The 19,706-nt window shown below is 67.7% G+C and carries 15 protein-coding genes; 5 read left to right on the top strand and 10 right to left on the bottom strand.

The window, feature by feature from the left end; translation table 11 throughout:
• The first annotated feature begins 58 nt into the window (after positions 1 to 58).
• Complete coding sequence (locus FA89_RS05740; RefSeq protein WP_036139083.1) at positions 59 to 907, top strand: DUF1481 domain-containing protein; 849 nt, start codon at positions 59 to 61, stop codon at positions 905 to 907.
• Between the two features lie 113 nt (positions 908 to 1,020).
• On the opposite strand, the gene FA89_RS05745 is transcribed toward FA89_RS05740, so the two are convergent.
• The 5 genes from FA89_RS05745 to pepN form a co-directional block, all read right to left on the bottom strand.
• Positions 1,021 to 2,838 carry an autotransporter domain-containing protein gene (locus FA89_RS05745; protein WP_036139086.1) on the bottom strand — a complete coding sequence of 606 codons (1,818 nt, stop codon included), beginning with the start codon at positions 2,836 to 2,838 and terminating at the stop codon, positions 1,021 to 1,023.
• A gap of 144 nt (positions 2,839 to 2,982) precedes the next feature.
• Positions 2,983 to 5,322, bottom strand: coding sequence for a Tex family protein (locus tag FA89_RS05750; RefSeq protein WP_036139088.1), 2,340 nt, complete (start codon positions 5,320 to 5,322; stop codon positions 2,983 to 2,985).
• A 104-nt stretch (positions 5,323 to 5,426) separates the two neighbouring features.
• Positions 5,427 to 6,182 (bottom strand): RDD family protein, encoded by a 756-nt coding sequence (locus FA89_RS05755; protein WP_051938566.1) that lies wholly within the window; start codon positions 6,180 to 6,182, stop codon positions 5,427 to 5,429.
• Positions 6,183 to 6,241: 59 nt separating this feature from the next.
• A complete protein-coding gene (gene mnmG / locus FA89_RS05760) occupies positions 6,242 to 8,116 on the bottom strand; it encodes a tRNA uridine-5-carboxymethylaminomethyl(34) synthesis enzyme MnmG (protein ID WP_036139090.1) in 1,875 nt (624 codons plus the stop codon).
• Between the two features lie 496 nt (positions 8,117 to 8,612).
• Complete coding sequence (pepN, locus tag FA89_RS05765) at positions 8,613 to 11,261, bottom strand: aminopeptidase N (RefSeq protein ID WP_036139093.1); 2,649 nt, start codon at positions 11,259 to 11,261, stop codon at positions 8,613 to 8,615.
• A 73-nt stretch (positions 11,262 to 11,334) separates the two neighbouring features.
• On the opposite strand from pepN, the gene FA89_RS20600 reads away from it, so the two are divergent.
• The 4 genes from FA89_RS20600 (at position 11,335) to FA89_RS05785 (ending at position 14,917) form a co-directional block, all read left to right on the top strand.
• On the top strand, positions 11,335 to 12,339 hold the full coding sequence (locus FA89_RS20600) for an aldose 1-epimerase (RefSeq protein ID WP_036139095.1): 1,005 nt from the start codon (positions 11,335 to 11,337) through the stop codon (positions 12,337 to 12,339).
• A complete protein-coding gene (locus FA89_RS05775; RefSeq protein WP_036139098.1) occupies positions 12,336 to 13,280 on the top strand; it encodes a threonine ammonia-lyase in 945 nt (314 codons plus the stop codon). The genes FA89_RS20600 and FA89_RS05775 overlap by 4 nt, the downstream gene beginning before the upstream one ends.
• A gap of 178 nt (positions 13,281 to 13,458) precedes the next feature.
• On the top strand, positions 13,459 to 14,007 hold the full coding sequence (locus FA89_RS05780) for a DNA-3-methyladenine glycosylase I (RefSeq protein ID WP_036139100.1): 549 nt from the start codon (positions 13,459 to 13,461) through the stop codon (positions 14,005 to 14,007).
• A 46-nt stretch (positions 14,008 to 14,053) separates the two neighbouring features.
• Positions 14,054 to 14,917, top strand: coding sequence for a DUF72 domain-containing protein (locus tag FA89_RS05785; RefSeq protein ID WP_036139101.1), 864 nt, complete (start codon positions 14,054 to 14,056; stop codon positions 14,915 to 14,917).
• Between the two features lie 11 nt (positions 14,918 to 14,928).
• Here FA89_RS05785 and bioC read toward each other — a convergent pair whose 3' ends face one another.
• From bioC to bioB, 5 genes are read right to left on the bottom strand one after another with little or no spacing between them, the layout of a single operon-like run.
• Positions 14,929 to 15,816 (bottom strand): malonyl-ACP O-methyltransferase BioC, encoded by an 888-nt coding sequence (bioC, locus tag FA89_RS05790; RefSeq protein WP_036139102.1) that lies wholly within the window; start codon positions 15,814 to 15,816, stop codon positions 14,929 to 14,931.
• Complete coding sequence (bioH, locus tag FA89_RS05795; RefSeq protein ID WP_036139103.1) at positions 15,813 to 16,586, bottom strand: pimeloyl-ACP methyl ester esterase BioH; 774 nt, start codon at positions 16,584 to 16,586, stop codon at positions 15,813 to 15,815. Before bioH ends, bioC begins: the two co-directional genes overlap by 4 nt.
• Positions 16,583 to 17,320: a sulfurtransferase gene (locus FA89_RS05800; RefSeq protein WP_036143761.1), complete on the bottom strand. Its 738-nt coding sequence runs from the start codon at positions 17,318 to 17,320 to the stop codon at positions 16,583 to 16,585. Before FA89_RS05800 ends, bioH begins: the two co-directional genes overlap by 4 nt.
• Before the next feature lie 29 nt (positions 17,321 to 17,349).
• The gene (locus FA89_RS05805; RefSeq protein WP_036139105.1) at positions 17,350 to 18,570 is read right to left on the bottom strand and encodes an aminotransferase class I/II-fold pyridoxal phosphate-dependent enzyme; all 1,221 of its coding nucleotides are present in this window, start codon (positions 18,568 to 18,570) and stop codon (positions 17,350 to 17,352) included.
• Complete coding sequence (gene bioB / locus FA89_RS05810) at positions 18,567 to 19,574, bottom strand: biotin synthase BioB (protein WP_036139107.1); 1,008 nt, start codon at positions 19,572 to 19,574, stop codon at positions 18,567 to 18,569. Before bioB ends, FA89_RS05805 begins: the two co-directional genes overlap by 4 nt.
• Between the last annotated feature and the right edge of the window lie 132 nt (positions 19,575 to 19,706).

Raw genomic sequence — 19,706 nt, forward strand, 5'->3', positions numbered from 1 at the left:
CATGCGCACGCGTATCGTCCGCGACCCAAATCCGTTTCGTTTCCTATGAGGTTCGACCATGCGCAGGATCTTCTTGTCGCTCGCTTCCGTGACTGCCCTGGCGCTTGCCGGCTGCGGTGGCGGCTCCGACAACAACGGCCAGCAGGCCGCCGCCGGTGGCAGCGACAGTGCCGCTCCCGCCAATGCCGTCACGGGTAGCGTCACCCTGCGTGACGCGGGTGCTCAACTGTCGCCGGATGCCAAGCTCGATCTCAAGCTGGTGGACGTCAGCGCCGAGGGCTCGCAGCCCCTGGCCACCAAGACCGTGCAGCCGGTGACGTTGCCGCAGTCGTTCCAGCTCGATTTCAACGCTTCGGATCTCAACCCGAACGACATCTACATCGTCGAAGCGTCGCTTCAGGACGGTGAGCGTCACTATTCGTCGCCGTTGAAGACCCCGGTGCTGACCAAGGGTGCCAAGAACGTCGCCAATATCCAGATGGTCGGCGAAGCCACCCCGGGCGAGAAGGAGCTCAACGGCTTCAACAGCCTGAAGAAGAACATCGGCGGCCTGAAGATGACCCAGGGCACCGCGTTGAAGGAAGGCGAGTCGCGCGGCTGGCAGATCTTCAAGAAGGGCAGCGACGTGCAGTTCGTCATCGAGCTGGTCGACTACGGCGACAAGGGCTTTACCTCGACCAACTATGCCTACAAGGATGGCAAGCCCTGGGTGATCGTCCAGGAGAAGAAGCCCAGCAAGGATGGCAAGCCGACCTCCACCGAGCGCGCGGGCTGGAACGATGCCGGCGAGCTGGTGCTCAAGCAGAACGAGGCCGGCGGCAAGGTCGACGTGCTCAGCGACGACGCTGCCAACGACCTGAAGAAGCAGGCCGAGGCGATGTACGCGAAGGCCGGCGGCAAGAAGTAAGCCGTCCTTTCCGCGCATGAAGAACGCCGGCCATGTGCCGGCGTTTTTTCGTCAACGTATCCAAAAAAAACGCCGACGCGAGGTCGGCGTTTTTCATCGCATGACGGCGTGGATCAGAACGCCATCTTCAGCCCAAGATTGAGGCTGTTGTAACGCTGCGTATCGTCAGCAAAGCGACCGCTGTAGCTGGCCCAGCCGCTCCAGCGCTGGCTGAAGTCGGCGCTGACACCCAGATCGGCGGTGACCCAGGTCTTGTCCGGGGTGAAGCCCTGGACGTCGAACCGGCCGGCCATGCTGTTGAGCCCGGCCGACACGAAGCGATCGTCGGCGCGGCCGTCGTGGTTGTAGCCCACTTCGGCGAACGGGTGCAGCAGGGTAGCACCGGCCTGCCAGGAACCCTGCAGGCGCCAGCCGGCGGTTTCGATGCGGGCGTTGCGGGTCTGGCGACCGAAGGTCATCGCTGTGCTGCTGTCGCTGCGCTCGGTGTAGCCGAACACGCGAAGCTGTTCCCATTCCACGCTCACGAACGGACCGGTCTTCAGCGTGTCGCTGCCGAACCACCAGCCGCCCTGCAGGCCTGCGCCCACGTGGGAGCCGTCGGTCTTGCCGGTTTCGGTGCGGCGTGCGGCGCCGAGGTCGATGCGACGATCGATGTCGGTAAAGCTGAGCTGGCCGAAGCTGACGAACGCGCCGCCGTAGCCGCCGCCCTGGTGGTAGAACGCATAGCCGGAACCGGCCACGTCCTGCATCTTGTAGCCGCCGCCACCCTGGAAGTCGGCGTTGTTCTGCGACAGGCCCAGCGCGACACCGACCGACACGTTGTCGTTGACGCGGGCATCCGCGCCCACGGTCAGGTTGACGTTGTCGCTGTCGGTCTTGGGCGAGGTGTCGGTCGACTTGAACTTCTGCTGGCCGTAATCCACCGCGGCGAACACGCGCGATTCCGCGCCGAAGTTGTCGGCCATCATCTGGCCACGCAGGGCGCGGACATGGGCCGCGTTGGACGCGAGACCGGCTTCACCGAGCAGCGAGATCTTCTGCGGCGCGCTGATGATCGACACCGCGTACTGGCCGAGGATCGCGTGGGCGGCCGTGGTCGGATGGATGCCGTCGGCGAAGAGGTAGGTGGACGCCGCATTCGGGTCGCGCAGCGTGGCGGGCGTGCAGGTCAGCGACGAGGCCGTGGTGCAGGCCGGCACGGTGACGTTGGTGAAGCCGTAGGCGCTGGGGTTGGCGATGACTTCGTTGAGGATCGCGTAGGCGTTGACCGGCACGATGCCGCGACCGGCCTGGGTCAGTCCACCGGACAGCACGCCGTTGTAGACCTGGGCCAGCTGCGAGATCTGGCCGGCGGCCGTGGCACCCTGGGAGAGGGCAGCCGGGGTCTTGCCCACATCGGGCAGGTTGAAGACGACGATGGTCTTCGCGCCGGCGGCCTGCAGGGCCTTGATCTGGCCGACTTCGTTGGTGGCCGCGGTGGCGACGACGACCTGGGCCGTGGCCGGGTTGGCCGTGGCGGCGAGCAGGTCGTTCGCGCCGATCCACATCGTGTAGAGCGCGTTCGGATCGGCCTTGCCACCGGTGGAGGCGAGGTAGGTCTGGATCTGCGTCGAGGTCGGCGGCACGGTCAGCGGCGTGCCGGTAACCGGGTTCACGGTGGCGGCGCGCGCATTGCCGTAGGCGTAGTCGGTGCCGCCCTTGAGCGACGGCGTGAGCGTCAGGCCGTAGTTGGCCGCGATGTTCTCCACGGCCAAGGTACCCGGGTTGGTGGTGAAGCGCAGCGCGACCGGCGAGCGAAGCAGCGTGGAGACGTTACCGCTGTCGCTGAGCGAGTCGCCGAAGGACACCACCTGCGTAAAACCGTCGGCGTGTGCCCCGGCACTGGCGAGGAGGGCAGCGCCGATGGCGCCGGCGAGATGACGAATACGCATGTGGAATCACTCCGTGTGTGGGGCGTTAGAGAAACGTTACGGTAATCGAAGCCATACGCGAGCGCATGCTGCGCCGCGGTAGGGGCTTGCGTACGGGTTGTCCCTGAGTCGCGCGCCCCCGAAGAGGCGCGCGCGTATGTTGCGTTATTTCTTAAGGGCGCGCGACAACGCATCGGCAAAGATGCTGTTGGCGGGCGCGGCCGCCGGCTTGGGCGGTGCCGCGTTGCGGTTGCCGCCGCCTTGTCCGCCACGGCGGTTGCCGCCGGTGCCGGCCGTGTCGTCGCGTGACCCCGGGCGGCCGCCGCGGGCTTCGCCCGGTACGTCGTCCAGGCGCATGCTCAGCGCGATACGTTTACGCGGCAGGTCTACTTCCATCACCTTCACCTTGACCACGTCGCCGGCCTTCACGGCATCGCGCGGGTCCTTGACGAAGGTGTGCGACAGGGCGGACACGTGGACCAGGCCGTCCTGGTGCACGCCGATGTCCACGAACGCACCGAAGGCCGCCACGTTGGTGACGCGCCCCTCGAGCACCATGCCGACGGTCAGGTCTTTCAGGTCTTCGACGCCCTCGGCGAAGCTGGGCGCGACGAACTCGGGACGCGGATCGCGACCGGGTTTTTCCAGCTCTTTCAGGATGTCGCGCACCGTGGGCACGCCGAAGGTTGCGTCGGTGAAATCTTCCGCCTTGAGGTTGCGCAGGAACGACGTGTCACCGATGACCTGCTTCACCTCGCGGCCGCACTGCTTGAGGATGCGCTCGACGACGGGGTAGGCCTCGGGATGCACCGAGCTGGCATCCAGCGGGTTGCTGCCGCCACTGATACGCAGGAAGCCGGCACATTGCTCGAATGCCTTGTCGCCCAGGCGCGGCACCTTGAGCAGGTCCTTGCGGCTGGGGAACGGGCCGTTCGCGTCGCGGTGCTTGACCACGTTCTCGGCCACGCTGCCGGACAGGCCCGCCACGCGTGCCAGCAGCGGCGCGGATGCCGTGTTCACGTCCACGCCCACGGCGTTCACGCAGTCCTCCACGCGCGCGTCCAGGGCGCGGGCCAGCTTCACCTGGTTCACGTCGTGCTGGTACTGGCCCACGCCGATGGCCTTGGGCTCGATCTTCACCAGTTCGGCCAGGGGGTCCTGCAGGCGGCGCGCGATGGACACGGCGCCGCGGATGGAGACGTCCACGTCCGGGAATTCCTTCGACGCGAGCTCGGACGCCGAGTACACCGAGGCCCCCGCTTCGCTGACCACCACCTTGGACAGGTTGAGATCGGCGTGCTTGCGCATCACTTCGGCGGCCAGCTTGTCGGTCTCGCGCGAGGCGGTGCCATTGCCGATGGCGATCAGGTTGACGCCGTGCTGCTTGCTCAGCTGCGCGATGCGGGCGATGGACTGGTCCCACTGGTTGCGCGGCTCATGCGGGTAGATGGTGTCGTAGGCCACCAGCTTGCCCGTGGCGTCCACGATGGCCAGCTTGCAGCCGGTGCGGATGCCCGGGTCCAAGCCCATGACCGTCTTCGCGCCGGCCGGCGCCGCAAGCAGCAGGTCTTTCAGGTTGTCGCCGAACACGCGGATCGCTTCGTCCTCGGCGCCTTCGCGCACGCGGCCGAACAGGTCCAGCGTCAGGTGCAGGTGCAGCTTCACGCGCCAGGTGAGGCGCACGGTCTCGCGCAGCCAGGCATCGGCGGCGCGGCCCTTGTTGACGATGCCCGCGCGTGCCGCCACGCGGCCTTCGCCCTCGGCATGGCCCTGGTCGGCGTCCACTCCCGGCTGGAGGTCTATTTCCAGCACCCCTTCATTGCGTGCGCGCATCAGCGCGAGCAGGCGGTGCGACGGAATGCGCGAGACGGCTTCGGTGTGGTCGAAGTAGTCGCGGAACTTGGCGCCCTCGTTTTCCTTGCCGGCCACCACGACGGCACGGATCTGGCCTTTTTCCCACAGCCAGTCGCGGAGTTCGCCGACCAGTGTGGCGTCCTCGGCGATGCTTTCCATCAGGATGGCCCGCGCGCCGTCGAGAGCGGCCTTGACGTCGGCGATGCCCTTGTCGGCATCGACGAAGCCGGCGGCGACGGTTTCGGGCTGCTGCGTGGGGTCGTCGCGCAGGCCGAGCGCCAGCGGTTCCAGGCCGGCTTCGCGTGCGATCTGGGCCTTGGTGCGTCGCTTGGGCTTGTACGGAAGGTAGAGATCTTCCAGGCGCGCCTTGGTATCGGCGCCCAGGATGTCGGCCTTCAGGGCGTCGGTCATCTTGCCCTGCTCGACGATGCTGTCCAGGATCGCCGCGCGGCGGTCTTCCAGCTCACGCAGGTAGCGCAGGCGCTCTTCGAGGAGGCGCAGCTGGATGTCGTCGAGCCCGCCGGTGACTTCCTTGCGGTAGCGGGCGATGAACGGCACCGTGGCGCCGCCGTCGAGGAGCTCCACCGCCGCGCGCACCTGTTCGGGCTTGGCGGCGATGTCCTGGGCAATACGTTGTTCGATGCTCTGCATGGCTTTCCTGTGCTTTGCTCAGCCGGCCGGAACGTCGGACCGGGCCGCCGATGATAGCAAGCACGGGGAGCCACCCGGCCGTGGGGCCGGGCGGGGCAGCCGGGTCAGGCGTTGAAGCTGCCGCCGACACCGCCGCGCGGGGCCGGGCGCGGCTGCCTGCCCACGCGGCCCATGACCACGTAGGTGCTGGCGAGCAGGTCGTGCACACCCTGCTTGCGCTGGGTAAAGGCCGCTGTGACGTAGAACACCATCGGCACCAGCAGGGTCACCGCGTTCAACAAACGCACGGCGTTGCGCGCGGCGGCGCGGCCCAGGGTCAGCCGTTGGCCGGTGGTATCGGTGACGTGGATGCCGCAGGCCAGCTTGCCGGGCGTGGCCTGCCATTTCGAGCTCTCGAACAGCACGTAGTAGGCGAAACCCACCACCAGCAGCACGTAGGAGATCGGCCGCATGGCTTCGACATAGGCGGTAATGGCCGCCGCCTGGTCGTGCTCCATCCGGGCGAACGTGCTGGTGATGACGTCGCTCATGCCCATCATGATGCTGATGAAGGTGAACGGCACCATCAGCACGATGTAGTCGATCACCCACGCGCCCAGCCGCAGCCAGAAACCGGCGTGCTCGGGCTCCACGGCGGCATCGTTGATGCCGAGGAAGGGCGGCGGCGGAGGCGGCACCGCGCCCGGCGCGACGGCGGGGCGCTCATCGGGGAAGAGTTCGCCGAGGGGGCGCCAGTCGGTCATGCCTTCGTGCCAGCCGAGTTCGTCGGAGCGGCAGGTGCCGTCCCTCAGCCACTGACGGACTTCGTCGTCCGTGTAAGGTCCGAACCGCTCGCCGTTACGTCCGATCCACACTTGCATGCTGTGCTCATCCCGCCTTTGCTGACGGGACGATGATGCCAGATGGATGCCCCGGCAGGTCAGGCCGCGCGGCGTTTGAGGTGAACCAGCAGCAGCGAAATGGCCGCGGGCGTCACGCCGCTGATGCGTGAGGCCTGGCCGATGGTGGCGGGAAGCGCACGCTTCAGCTTGAGCAGCACCTCGGCCGACAGGCCCCGGACGCGATCGTAGTCGAAGCTCTCGGGGATGCTCGTGGATTCCTGCCGGCGCTGGCGTTCGATGTCCTCACGCTGGCGCTCCAGGTAGCCGGCGTATTTCGCCTGCACTTCGACTTGCAGTGCCACTTCGGCATCGTCCACGGGTGGACCCAGTTCGGGCACGCCGGTCAGCAATGCGTAGTCCAGTTCGGGGCGGCGCAGCAGATCCAGGGCATGTGTCTCGCGGCTGACGGCAATGCCCAGCGAACGCTGCACGGCGGCACCGAGCGCGTTGGCGGGCGCCGCCCACAGGCCGCGCAGGCGAGCGGTCTCGCGCTCGGCCGCATCGCGTTTGGCCTCGAAGCGGCGAAACCGATCCTCCGGCACCAAGCCCTTGGCGTAACCGTGGGCGGTGAGGCGCAGGTCGGCGTTGTCCTCGCGCAGGTGCAGGCGGTACTCGGCCCGCGACGTGAACATGCGATAGGGCTCGATGGTGCCGTTGGTGGTCAGGTCGTCGATCAGCACGCCCATGTAGGCTTCGTCGCGACGCGGGTACCAGGGCGCCTCGCCGCGCACGATCAGCGCGGCGTTCATGCCGGCGATCAGGCCCTGGGCGCCCGCTTCCTCGTAACCGGTGGTGCCGTTGATCTGGCCGGCGAACCACAGGCCCGGAATGGCCTTGGTTTCCAGCCAGGGATGCAGGCCTCGCGGATCGAAATAGTCGTATTCGATGGCGTAGCCGGGGCGCGTGATATGCGCGTTGGCGAAGCCGGGGATCGAACGCACCAGGGCGTACTGCACGTCGAACGGCAGCGAGGTGGAAATGCCGTTGGGATAGATCTCGCAGGTATCCAGTCCTTCCGGCTCGACGAAGATCTGGTGGGAGGTCTTGTCGGCGAAGCGAACCACCTTGTCCTCGATCGACGGGCAATAGCGTGGACCGACGCCTTCGATCTGCCCGCTGTACAGCGGCGAGCGATCCAGTGACCCGCGAATCAGTTCGTGTGTCGCTTCGGTGGTGTGCGTGATCCAGCAGCTGACCTGCCGCGGATGCTCCGCGGCCGAGCCCATGTAGGAGAAGTGCGGCATGGGCTGGTCGCCCGGCTGTTCCGCCAGCAGCGAGAAATCGATGCTTCGGCTGTCGATGCGCGGCGGCGTGCCGGTCTTCAGGCGGTCGGCGGCGACGGGCAGTTCGCGTAGTTTCGCGGCCAGCGTGGAGGCCGGCGGATCGCCTGCGCGCCCGCCCGCGTACTGCGCGCTGCCGATGTGGATCTTGCCGGCGAGGAAGGTGCCTGCCGTGAGCACGACGGCGGGCGCATGGAAGTCCAGCCCCATCTGCGTGCGCACACCGGCCACGCGACCGTCGACGAGAATCAGGTCGTCCACCGCCTGCTGGAACAGCGACAGGTTGGGCTGCGTCTCCACCATCGAGCGGATCGCGGCGCGGTAAAGGGTGCGATCGGCCTGGCAGCGCGTGGCACGCACCGCCGGGCCTTTCGACGCGTTGAGGGTGCGCCACTGGATGCCGGCGCGATCCGCGGCGCGGCCCATGGCGCCACCCAGGGCGTCGATCTCCTTGACCAGATGGCCCTTGCCGATGCCGCCGATCGCCGGGTTGCAGCTCATCTGGCCGATGGTTTCGATCGAGTGGCTGAGCAGGAGCGTGCGAGCGCCGGCGCGCGCGGCGGCCAGCGCGGCTTCGGTACCGGCGTGTCCGCCACCGACCACGATGACGTCATAGGTTTCTGAATGCAGCATGGTAAGGTTTCGGGCGGGACGTGCCGTGATTTTACGCCGAGTGGAGCCGCCGCGCCGGCCGGCACGTCAGCTTCGCTCGGTGGGTTTGGCACGCCTCGTGCTTTCTCACTTTTGCACTTCAACCAGGCAGACGCTGCGCGATCAGACGCGCGCCGAGACCGAACGCAGGGGTTTGGTCGCGTGCTGGTAGAAGGAAGCGGGATGTGGGCAAGGATGCCTCATTCGGTTCGAATGAGATCTGGCGCCCGGCGGTCTCAGGAACAGGGGGAATCCAGGATGACCGTGCTGCCGGGCGCCAGAAACCTTATGACTGGCACGAAGGCCGTAGCTGACCGCTGCGGCTTTCTTCGTTGTAGGCGAATCTACACCGTTAACATGCCCCGGGTGTGATTTTTTTGTCAAAGTTGCGCTCTAATTCGGCAGTGAGTGACGCAGTGCGTCAGTCTTGTACCCTCACTGTCGCAGGTTGTGACGCAGATCACGCTTCCGCCGTCGGCTAGCCCATCGCAATGCGGGCGAGGATATCCGTCAGATCCCTAGACAGGTCCTTGCGCGCCGCCAGGTCGGCAATCACCGCATGGGCGGCCTCCCGCCGCACCGGCTCCAGTCGCTTCCAGCCGTTGAAGGCCGTGGCCACCCGTGCTGCTACCTGCGGGTTCAGGGCATCGATCGCTACCAGCCGGTCACCCAGCCAACGGTAGGCCGCGCCGTCGGCACGATGGAAGCCCGAGGGGTTGGCCCGCGCAAACGTTCCGATCAGCGACTGCACCCGGTTCGGGTTCTTCAGCGTGAACGCCGCATCGTGCTCGACGGACTGCACGCGCGCGAATGCGCCGTCCCCCGGCAGCTGGGCCTGCGCCGCGAACCACTTGTCCAGTGCCAGCGCATTGCCCGCGTAGCGCTGACGGAAGTGGGCAAGGGCGGGCTCCGCCGCGACAGGGTCGAGCGTCGCCAGCGTGGTCAGTGCGGCCAGGCGATCGGTCATGCCCGGTGCCTCGTCGTATTGCGCGCGGGCCAGGCCGGTGGCGGTGGCTGGATCGACCAGCCCCAACAGATCGAGCATGCGACGCTTCAGCTGCCTGCCGGCCTGGGCGGGTGCATCCAGCGCCGCCGTGGTGGCGGCATGCAGCGATCGGTAGCGATCGTGCAGTGCGTCGCGCCCGATGCGGGTAGCCAGCGCGTGCAACATGGCCTGGCGCACCGCGCGGATACGGTCGGGATCGCGTTCGGGCTGGCGCTCCACCAGTTCGATCTCGCCCGGCGGCGTCAGCAGTTCGGCGAGCAGGGCGTCATCCACCGACGCGTCGTGGAACAGGTCGGCAAGCGCCGCCGTCCAGGCGTCGAGCGCCGCGGCGCCTGGCCGGCTGTCGCGGACGTCGTCATACGCCAGCCCTGCAAGCTGCTGGCCGGCTTCCCACCGATTGAAGCCGTCGGCATCGTGGCGCAGCAGCAGCGCCAGCTCGTCGGGCGCGTAGTCGCATTCCAGGATCACCGGCGCCGAGAAGCCACGCAGCAGCGAGGGCACGGGAGGCGCGTCGATGTCCTCGAAGACGAAGACCTGTTCCGGACCATCCAGCACCATTGTGCGTTCGATGCCGGCTGCCGCTGGCTCGCCGTCGAGGCGCAACGGCAGCGCCGTGCCGTCCCGGGCGAACAGCGACAGCCGCACCGGTATGGGGAGCGGCTGCTTGGTCGGCTGGCCGGGGCCTGCCGGTGTGCGCTGGCGCAGGGTCAACTGGTAGCGCCGCCGTGCCGCGTCGTGCTGCCCTTCGGCGGTCAGGCGTGGCGTGCCCGCCTGGCCGTACCAGGCCAGGTAGGGCGAAAGGTCCGTGTGGTTGGCTTCGCCCAGCGCCGTGAGGAAATCCTCGATCGTGGCGGCCTGACCGTCGTGGCGGTCGAAGTAGAGGTCCATGCCGCGACGGAAGCCGTCGGCGCCGAGGTGGCCGGCCAGCATGCGGACCAGCTCCGAGCCTTTCTCGTACACCGTGGCGGTGTAGAAGTTGTTGATTTCGCTGTACTGCGAGGGCCGCACCGGGTGCGACAACGGGCCGGCATCTTCCGGGAACTGGGCCCGGCGGAGCAACGATACGTCCTCGATGCGCTTGAGCGGCGCGGAGTTCATATCGGCCGAGAAGCCCTGCTCGCGGAAGACGGTCAGGCCTTCCTTGAGGCTGAGCTGGAACCAGTCGCGGCAGGTGACCCGGTTGCCGCTCCAGTTGTGGAAATACTCGTGGGCCACCACGGCCTCGACATGGCGATATTCGTCGTCCGTGCTCGAGTCGGCGTCGGCCAGCAGGTATTTCGCGTTGAAGATGTTGAGTCCCTTGTTCTCCATCGCACCCATGTTGAAATCGTGCGTGGCGACGACGTGGAAGACGTCAAGGTCGTAGTTGCGCCCGTAGGTGCGCTCGTCCCACTGCATGCAGCGGATCAAAGAATCCATGGCGTAGTCGCAGCGATCGATGACATCGGCCTCCGCCCAGATGTGCAGCGCCACCGCACGGCCTTCCGCCGTGGTGTAGTCGTGGCTGATGCGTTCCAGGTGGCCCGCGACCAGGGCGAACAGGTAGCTGGGCTTCGGGTGCGGGTCGACGAAGCGCGCCCAGTGGCGGTCGTCGGGCAGGTCGCCCGAGCCGTCGGGGTTGCCGCCGGCGAGCAGAACCGGGAAACGCGCCTTGTCGGCACGCAATTCCACCGTGAAGGTGGACAGGACATCGGGACGATCGGGGAAGAAGGTGATATGCCGGAACCCTTCCGCCTCGCACTGGGTCAGCAGGAAGCCCTTCTCGCGGCTGCCCGAAAGGTACAACCCTTCGAACGCCGTGTTCTGCGCCGGGCGCACGGCCACGCGCGTGCCGATCGTGCAATGGTCTGCCTGGACGGGCACCTCGAGCACGCCGTGGGCCAGCGTGTACTCACCCTTGTGGAGTACACGGCCGTCCACCGACACTTCCAGGAGTTCCACACCCTCGCCATCCAGCCGCACGGGCTCGGCGGCGCGGCGGCGCAGCACGAGGGTGGCCGTCACTTCGCTGCGGTCGATACCCAGGTCGAAACAAAGTGCGGTGTGTTCGACCGACCAGGCAGGGGGCCGGTAATCGGCGAGGCGGATAGGGGCGGTGGGGGCGTCCAGGCGATCGCTCATGGCAGGTCACACACATATTCTGGTCAGACAGGCAGGCTAACATGCGGCCAGATCCCCCAAAAGGAAGCCTGCCATGCCCCGTTTCACCGTGACGCGCTCCGCCCTCGGCGCCCAGGAACTGATCGTGCTGGTCGATGCCGACGCGGATCGCGAGGTCCGCATCGCGCGCCGGGGTGCGACCGTGCTCTCGATCGACACGCGTGCCGGCAACGCACACCGCAACATCGCCGACGGTTTCCGCGACGAAGCCGAACTGGTCGGACACAAGGGCTCGCGCTTCGCGATCATGACGCCGTTCGCCAACCGCATCGACGACTCGCGTTACACGTTCGAAGGCACGCCCTACGATCTGCAGCCGGGCGTGACCGGGGCAGACCGCGCCGCCCGCCACGGCTTCCTTCGCGGCGTGCTGTTCGACGTGCAGCGGGAAGGTGGCGACGACGACCGTGCCTCGGTCACCCTGGGCACGCAGGTCATTCGCCCGGGCCTGCAACCCGGTTATCCGTTCTCGCTGGATTTCACCGTCACCTTCACGCTCGACGAGCATGGCCTCGGCGTCGAAGCGCACACGCGGAACGTCGGCGACGACACCGCACCCACCTTCTTCGGCTGGCATCCGTACTTCCGGTTGTCGGATAACCCCATCGAGACCTGGGAGCTGCACGTCCCGGCCGAGCAGATCATCGCCACCGATGAGGGTTTCATCCCCCTTCCGGGGACACGAGCCTGGCAGGCGATGGACAAGGCCGATCGCAGCCTGGATTTCCGTCAGGCGCGCCCGATCGGCCACGCCGAGTTGAACCACACGTATGCCGACCTGCAGCGGGATACCGATGGCCGTTCACGCACACGCCTGCGCGACCCCGCGACGGGCGCGTGCATCGCGGTATGGCAGGAGCGTGGCGTCATGTTGGTCTTCACCGCCGATACGGCCGAACGCGACGCGCGCAAGTCCGTGGCGCTCGAGCCGATGGAGTGCATGCCCAACGCGTTCAACCGCGACGATTGCACGCCACTGATCATGCTGGCGCCGGGCGAAGAACGCCGCTTCGCCTGCGGTGTGGAGTTCGTCGCGTGAGACTGCCATCGTTCGCCGACGTGCGCGACGCGGCCGCACGCATCGCGCCGCATGCGCTGGTCACCCCCGTGCTGCGCAGCGACCGGCTGGACGCCTTGCTCGGCGCGTCGGTGGTCTTCAAGTGCGAGAACCTGCAACGCGGCGGTGCCTTCAAGTTTCGCGGTGCGACCAACGCCGTGTGGTCCCTGAGCGACGAGGAAGCGGCGCGCGGCGTGGTCACGCACTCGTCGGGCAACCACGGCAACGCGTTGGCCATGGCGGCGCGCACGCGCGGCATCGCGGCCCACGTCGTGGTGCCCGAGGGCGCCGTGCGGGCAAAGGTCGAGGCCATCCGCATGGCCGGCGCCACCCTCCATCGATGCGCACCCAGCACCGCGGCGCGGGAACGGATGACGGCCGACCTGCAAGCGGAGACCGGCGCAACCCTCGTGCATCCTTATGCCGATACGCGTGTCATGGCGGGGCAGGGCACGCTCGTGCCCGAGTTGCTTCGGCAGGCGCCGGGTGTGGATACCTTGATCTTCCCTGTCGGTGGCGGTGGGCTTGCCGCCGGATGTTCCGTCGCCGCGCATGCGATCGATCCACGCATCGTGCTCTTCGGTGCCGAGCCCGAAGGCGCGGACGACACGGCACGTTCGCTGGAAACAGGGCGCCGGGCTGAGCGGTTCACGGCGGACACCGTGTGTGATGGACTGCGCACGCTCGTCGGTGAGCCCAATCTGGAGGTGTTGCGCGCCCACGAGGTCAATGTGCTGCGCGTCAGCGATGCCGAAGCCGTGGCTGCGATGAAGCTGCTGTGGGCGGAGCTGCGCCTGGTGGTCGAAGTGTCCAGTGCGACGGTGTTCGCCGCGATGCTACGCCACCGGGAGCGTTTTGCCGGGCGCCACATCTGTTCGGTGCTCAGTGGCGGCAATGTCGACCTGGATGCATTGCCCTGGTAAACCCGCGAATCCGCCCATGACGCCGACACGCTGACGGAAACGCCCCGTGTCCCCCTAGGCAGCCCACGGAAGCCACGCCGCCGTATTTCGCACAGCGGGTGACAGGCGGCGCGGACATCGGCCGGCCCGTTCGTCTTCGTATGCTGACGCTTCGTCCGGAAAAGCGTGAGGTGGGGCCATGCGGTGCGACTGGGCCGAACGAAGCGACCTCGAGCGCGAGTACCACAACAACGAGTGGGGCATTCCGCTGTATGACGACCGTCGCCTCTTCGAGCGGCTGACTCTGCATGGCGCGCAGGCCGGGCTGGGCCTTCGACTGGTCCTGGGCAAGCGTGAGCACTACCGGCGCGTCTTCCACGGTTTCGACATCGCGCGTGTCGCCGCGATGGATGACGCCGAGATGGCCGTCGTGGTGGCGGATCGCGGTGTCATCCGGCACCGCCTCAAGCTGGCCTCGGTTCGCGGCAACGCACGGGCCAGCATGAGGGTCATCGAGGAGGTCGGTTCCCTGAGTGCGTATCTGTGGGCCTTCGTCGGCGGCGTTCCGTGCATGCATGCCTGTCGTCACGCCCATGACGTGCCGGTGCGTAGCGAGGTGTCCGATCGCATGAGCACCGTGTTGCGTGAGCGAGGGTTCCGCTTTGCCGGCACGGCCATCTGCTATGCACTCATGCAGTCCACAGGCATGGTCAACGATCACCTGATCGGGTGTCCCCGTTATCGCTGACAGCGTTTTCACGGTTGTTCCACGGCGGGCACGCTGACATTCGCCCATGGCCAAGCATCGCATCGGCATATCGGGATGGCGCTACGCGCCCTGGCGGGGCGTGTTCTATCCCAAGGGCCTCGTCCAGCGTGACGAGCTTCCGTTCGCGGCGCGAGCGTTTCCCACCATCGAGATCAACGGTTCGTTCTACGCGCTGCAGCGACCGGAAAGCTACCTGGGCTGGTACGCGGCAACACCGCGTGGCTTCGTATTCTCGGTCAAGGGGCCGCGGTTCATTACCCACACGCTGAGACTCCGGAACGTCGAGAAACCGCTGGCCAACTTCTTTGCATCGGGCGTGCTTGCGCTGCGCGAGAAGCTTGGTCCCATCCTCTGGCAGTTCCCGCCCAACTTCCGTTTCGATGCCGAGGTGTTCGAAGCCTTCCTGGCCCTGCTGCCGCGCAACGTGAAGCAGGCGGTCGAACTCGGTCGCAGACACGATGCGCACCTGAAACGGCCGGCATGGCTGAAGGCCGGGCGAAATCACCGCCTGCGTCACGCGGTAGAGATACGTCACGACAGCTTCGTCGATCCGGCTTTTATCGCACTGCTGCGCAGGTACGGGGTGGCCTTCGTCGTTGCCGACACGGCGGGCAGGTTTCCGCGTTACTTCGACGTTACTGCGCCTTTCGTCTATGTGCGCCTGCATGGCGACAAAAAGCTGTACAGCAGTGGGTACGCCGAGGCCGCGTTGGAAGAATGGGCACGGTGCCTGCGCGCATGGGAGCGCGGCAGCCAGCCCTCCGGTGTGGCGCGGATATCGGACAAGCCGCCGCGGAAGCCGGCGTCGCGCGATGTCTATGTCTATTTCGACAACGACACGAAGGTCAAGGCGCCACGGGATGCGAAGGCGCTGGCAGCGCTGCTATGAAAGGCCGTGTGTCAGAACGGCGTTTTGCGGCGGGAGCCGCGAAGGTTGTCGATGGGGAAGCTAGCGATCTCGCCGCTGCCTTCGCGCCGCGACTGGCCGGCGGGCGGGCCCCAGGCATGGGCGGTCACCACTTCCCAGGTGGATGGAATGACACCCTCGCTACGCATGCCCTCGTAGGCATCGATCATGCGCCGGTAATGCTGCTTGCCGGTGAGGCCGCGCACGCGGTCGGCGTCGGCGTTGTTCGCGCCCAGGCCCTTGAGTTCGTCGAGGACCGCACGCGGCGTCGGGTAGGTCAGCGTGTAGCGCTCGGCGAACAGCACCGGGTCCTTCAGGCCCTGCGCCAGCATCGCATCGCCGACATCGTGCATGTCGAGGAAGCGGGCGACATGGGCATGCTGGTCCGCCGCCGCCCAGGCGGCGCGCAACTCGCCGAGGGTGTCCGGCCCGAAGGTGGAGAAGGTGAGCAGGCCGCCGGGCTTCAGTACGCGCGCGCATTCGGCGAACAGTCGCGTCAGGTCCTCGCACCACTGGAAGCAGAGGTTGGAAAACAGGATATCGACACTGTGGTCAGGCACGGGCAGGGTATACGCGTCGGCAACCACGCGGCCGAAGGGCTTCAGCCAGCCCGTATGCTGGCGCGCCTGTTTCAGCATCGGCAGCGCCAGGTCGATCGCGATCACCTGCGCCTTCGGATAGCGCTTCTTCAGGGCGGCGCTGCCGCGGCCGGTACCCGCGCCGACATCGAGCACGATGTTCGGCGTTGCTTCGTACATCTCCAGCCGGTCGACCAGGGTGGCCTGCACTTCGCGCTGCAGGGCATCGTGCTTTTCGTAGGTGCCCGCGGCACGGCCGAAGTTGCGGCGTACCTGGCGTCGATCGAAGTGGAAGTCGCTCATGGATTCGCGTCGGTGAAGTGCGTGAGGGCCTCCGCCACGGCGGCGGCATGACCAATGAAGGGGGCATGCCCCGCGTGGGCGATCTCGATGAACTGGCCGCCGGCGGCTTCCGCGCACCAGCGCATCGCATCGGGATGGACGATGCGATCGCGTCGGCCAGCGATCCACAGGCTGGGCGGCACCATGTCGGGCAAGCGTGCTCGCAGGTCGGTGGCCTCGAGCACGCGCAGGCCTTCGCCAAGGACACGTGGGTCGGGTTCGCCCCGCGAGAAAGCCTCGTCCTTGAGACGCCGTGCTTCCGCCTTAGGGTCCGGGCTGCCCATGGCTTCCAGGGCGATGAAGCGTTCGACCGTCGCGCGGTAGTCGGCATCCAGATCCGTGGCGAGTTTCCGGACCATGCCGGCATCGTTGCCGTACGGCCAGTCGTCGCTGCGCACGAAACACGGTGCCGAGCACATCGGCACCACGGTGCGTACGTGTGCCGGCAACTCCAGGGCCGCGGTGACGGCGATCAGGCCGCCCAGCGACCAGCCCAGCCAGGTGGCCGGCGGCGTGGCCCCGGCAATGGCGCGCGCACAGGCCAGCGGCTGTAGCGGTATATCGGCGTCGCGGGAGTAGCCGTGGCCCGGCAGGTCCACGATATACATCGCGAAGCGATCTTCCAGTGCCTCGACGAGGGGCGCCATGATGCCGCCGTGCATGGCCCAGCCGTGGATCATCACCAGGGGCGTGGGGCCGCTGCCGCGGGTCTCGATATGCAGGCCGGTCATGCCGGCGTGCTCGGTGCCAGGGTCGGGTCCACCGCGCCGCGGTCGTCGAACACGAAGCAGTCGCCACGCCAGTGGGCGCCACCGACCTTCTCAAAATAATTCAGGATGCCGCCTTCCAACTGGTAGACATGCTCGATGCCGATGCCGGCCATGTGGATCGCGGCTTTCTCGCAGCGGATGCCGCCGGTGCAGAAGGACACCACCGTCTTGCCTTCGAAGCGGGCGCGATCCGCGGCCACGGCTTCGGGGAAGGCGGTGAAGCTGGCAATGCCGTAGTCGATCGTGTTCTCGAACGTACCCGCGGCCACTTCGTAGTCGTTGCGCGTGTCCAGCAGCAGCACGTCGCGTCCATCGTCGTCATGGCCCTGGTCGAGCCAGCGGCGCAGGTCGGCGGGCATGACGTGCGGCGCCCGCCCGGCTTCGGGACGGATGGCCGGCGCGCGCATGGTGATGATTTCCTTCTTCAGGCGCACGCGCATGCGGCTGAAAGGCAGCGCATCGGAAAGGCTTTCCTTCGGCACGATGTCCGCGAAGCGGGTGTCTTCGCGCAACCACGCGAGGAATCGGTCGATGGCGTCGCGCGGTGCGGCCAGGAACAGGTTGATACCTTCCGGCGCCAGCAGGATCGTTCCCTTCAGCGCGAGTGCGTCGCATCGTTCGACGAAGCGCGCGCGCAACGCCGCCGTATCGTCGAGGGCGACGAACTTGTAGGCGGAGATATTGAGGATCGACATGGGCATGGCAGGGCACGTGCGGCCGTCCATTATACGGCCACGTCTTCCCGCGCGCGGGGCAGCGCCGCCAGGGCATCCAGCAGGGCGTCGATGCGCGAAGGCGTATGGGTTGCCGACAGCGTGATGCGCAGGCGGGCGGCACCCGCGGCCACGGTCGGCGGGCGGATCGCCACGACCAGGAAGCCCGCGGCTTCCAGCGCGGCCGCGGCGGCCATGGCATCGTCGGCGCCGCCGATCAGCAGAGGCTGGATCGCGGTGCGGGACGGCATCACCGGCAAGCCCAGCTGCCGGGCGCCCTCACGAAACCGGGCGACGTTGTCTTCCAGTCGTGCTCGCCGGCCTTCGGGATCCTGCCGTACCAGGCGCAGGGCGGCGCGCGTGGACGCCGCCAGCGCCGCCGGCATGGCCGTCGTGTAGATGTAGGAGCGGGCGAACTGCACGATGCCCTCGACGACCTCGGCCTTGCCGGCCACGAACGCTCCGGCGCTGCCCAGGGCCTTGCCCAGCGTGCCCATCAGCACCGGCACGTCGCTGGCGTCCAGGCCCGCGGCGGCGACGGAGCCGGCACCTTCGGGACCGAGTACGCCCAGGCCGTGCGCGTCGTCGACATACAGCGTGGCGCCACGCTCCCGGCAGGCCTGCGCCAGGTCCGCCAGCGGCGCGACGTCGCCATCCATACTGAACACGCCATCGGTGGCCAGCAACGCCGGCAGCCCGGGACAGGCGTCGAGCTGACGTCCAGCGGAGGCGGCATCGCCGTGCGCGTATCGCCGCAGGTCCGCCCCGGCGAGGAGGGCGCCATCCAGGAGGCTGGCGTGGTTGAGCCGGTCCTGCACGCAGAGGGCGGTGGGCTTGCCGGGCGAAGGCATCGCTCCCGCGCCGAGCAGCGCCTGTAACGCGCCCAGGTTGGCCATGACCCCGGTGGAAAACAGGGCGGCGCGCTCGCGGCCGGTCCAGTCGGCCAGCTCTTCCTCCAGCGCCGCGTGCTCGCCCCGATGGCCCGAGACCAGATGCGCGGCCCCGGTGCCGACGCCCTCGGCGAGGGCGCTGCGGTGCATGGCGGTGATCAGGTCGCGGTGACCGGCCAGGCCGAGGTAATCGTTGCCGCAGAAGTCGTCCAGCACGCGCCCGTCGACGAGCCGCCGCGAGCCGCCGCGCACCTCGCAGGTGCGCGTGCGCCGCAACAGGCCCGCCTGCTCGCGCGCCGCGCGGGCGGCTTCCAGGCGAACGAGGAGTCGCGGCTGGCTCACGCCGCGTCGGCGCGTTCGACGATGTCCGCGTGTACCGTGCCGGGCTCGATCTCCACCTCCATCGGCTTCAGGCCGAGGCGCTCGAACAGGCGGCGGTCGTGTTCCACGTCCGGATTGCCCGTGGTCAGCAGTTTTTCGCCATAGAAGATCGAGTTGGCGCCGGCGGCGAAGCACAGGGCCTGCAGCGCGTCGTCCATCGACTCGCGTCCCGCCGACAGGCGCACCACCGATGCAGGCATGAGGATGCGCGCCACGGCGATGCTGCGCACGAACTCGAACGGGTCCAGCGCCTCGGTGCCGGCCAGCGGCGTGCCGGGGACCTGGACCAGGCGGTTGATGGGCACCGACTCCGGATGCTCGGGCAGGTTGGCCAGCGTCATCAGCAGGCCGGCCCGCTGCGCGCGCGATTCGCCCATGCCGACAATGCCGCCGCAGCAGGTCTTCATGCCGGCATGGCGCACGTTCTCCAGGGTGTCCAGGCGATCCTGGTACTCACGCGTGTGGATGATCTCGCCGTAATAGTCCGGGGAGGTATCCAGGTTGTGGTTGTAGAAATCCAGCCCGGCGGCCTTCAGCGTCTGCGCCTGCGGCTGGCTGAGCATGCCCAGCGTGGCGCAGGTCTGCAGTCCCAGGGCCTTCACCGCGCCGACGATCTCGGCCACCTTGGCCACATCGCGGTCTTTCGGCGAGCGCCAGGCGGCACCCATGCAGAAGCGGCTGGCGCCGGCATCCTTGGCAGCCTGCGCCCGGGCGACCACGGCCTCGACGCTCATCAGCTTCTCGGCCTTCACCCCCGTGGCGTAGCGGGCGGCCTGGGGGCAGTACGCGCAATCCTCCGGACAGCCGCCGGTCTTGATCGACAGCAGGGTGGACACCTGCACCGCGTTGGGATCGTGGTGCTGGCGGTGTACGCCCTGGGCCTGGAACAACAGGTCGTTGAAGGGCAGGGCGAAGAGGTGCTCGACCTCGTCGCGGGACCAGTCGTGGCGAAGGGCTGCGGTCATGGCGTGGCTTCCAGGGGCGAAGGCGCGCAGTGTGGAAAGGCCTGCTCCTACTGTCAACCAGAGTGGCTTATGTAAAGTTGACGATGATCGGGGCCAAGCCGCAGCTTAACGGCGGGGCGGCGCCTTCAACCC

Source organism: Luteibacter sp. 9135 (genome assembly GCF_000745005.1).
Lineage (GTDB): Bacteria > Pseudomonadota > Gammaproteobacteria > Xanthomonadales > Rhodanobacteraceae > Luteibacter.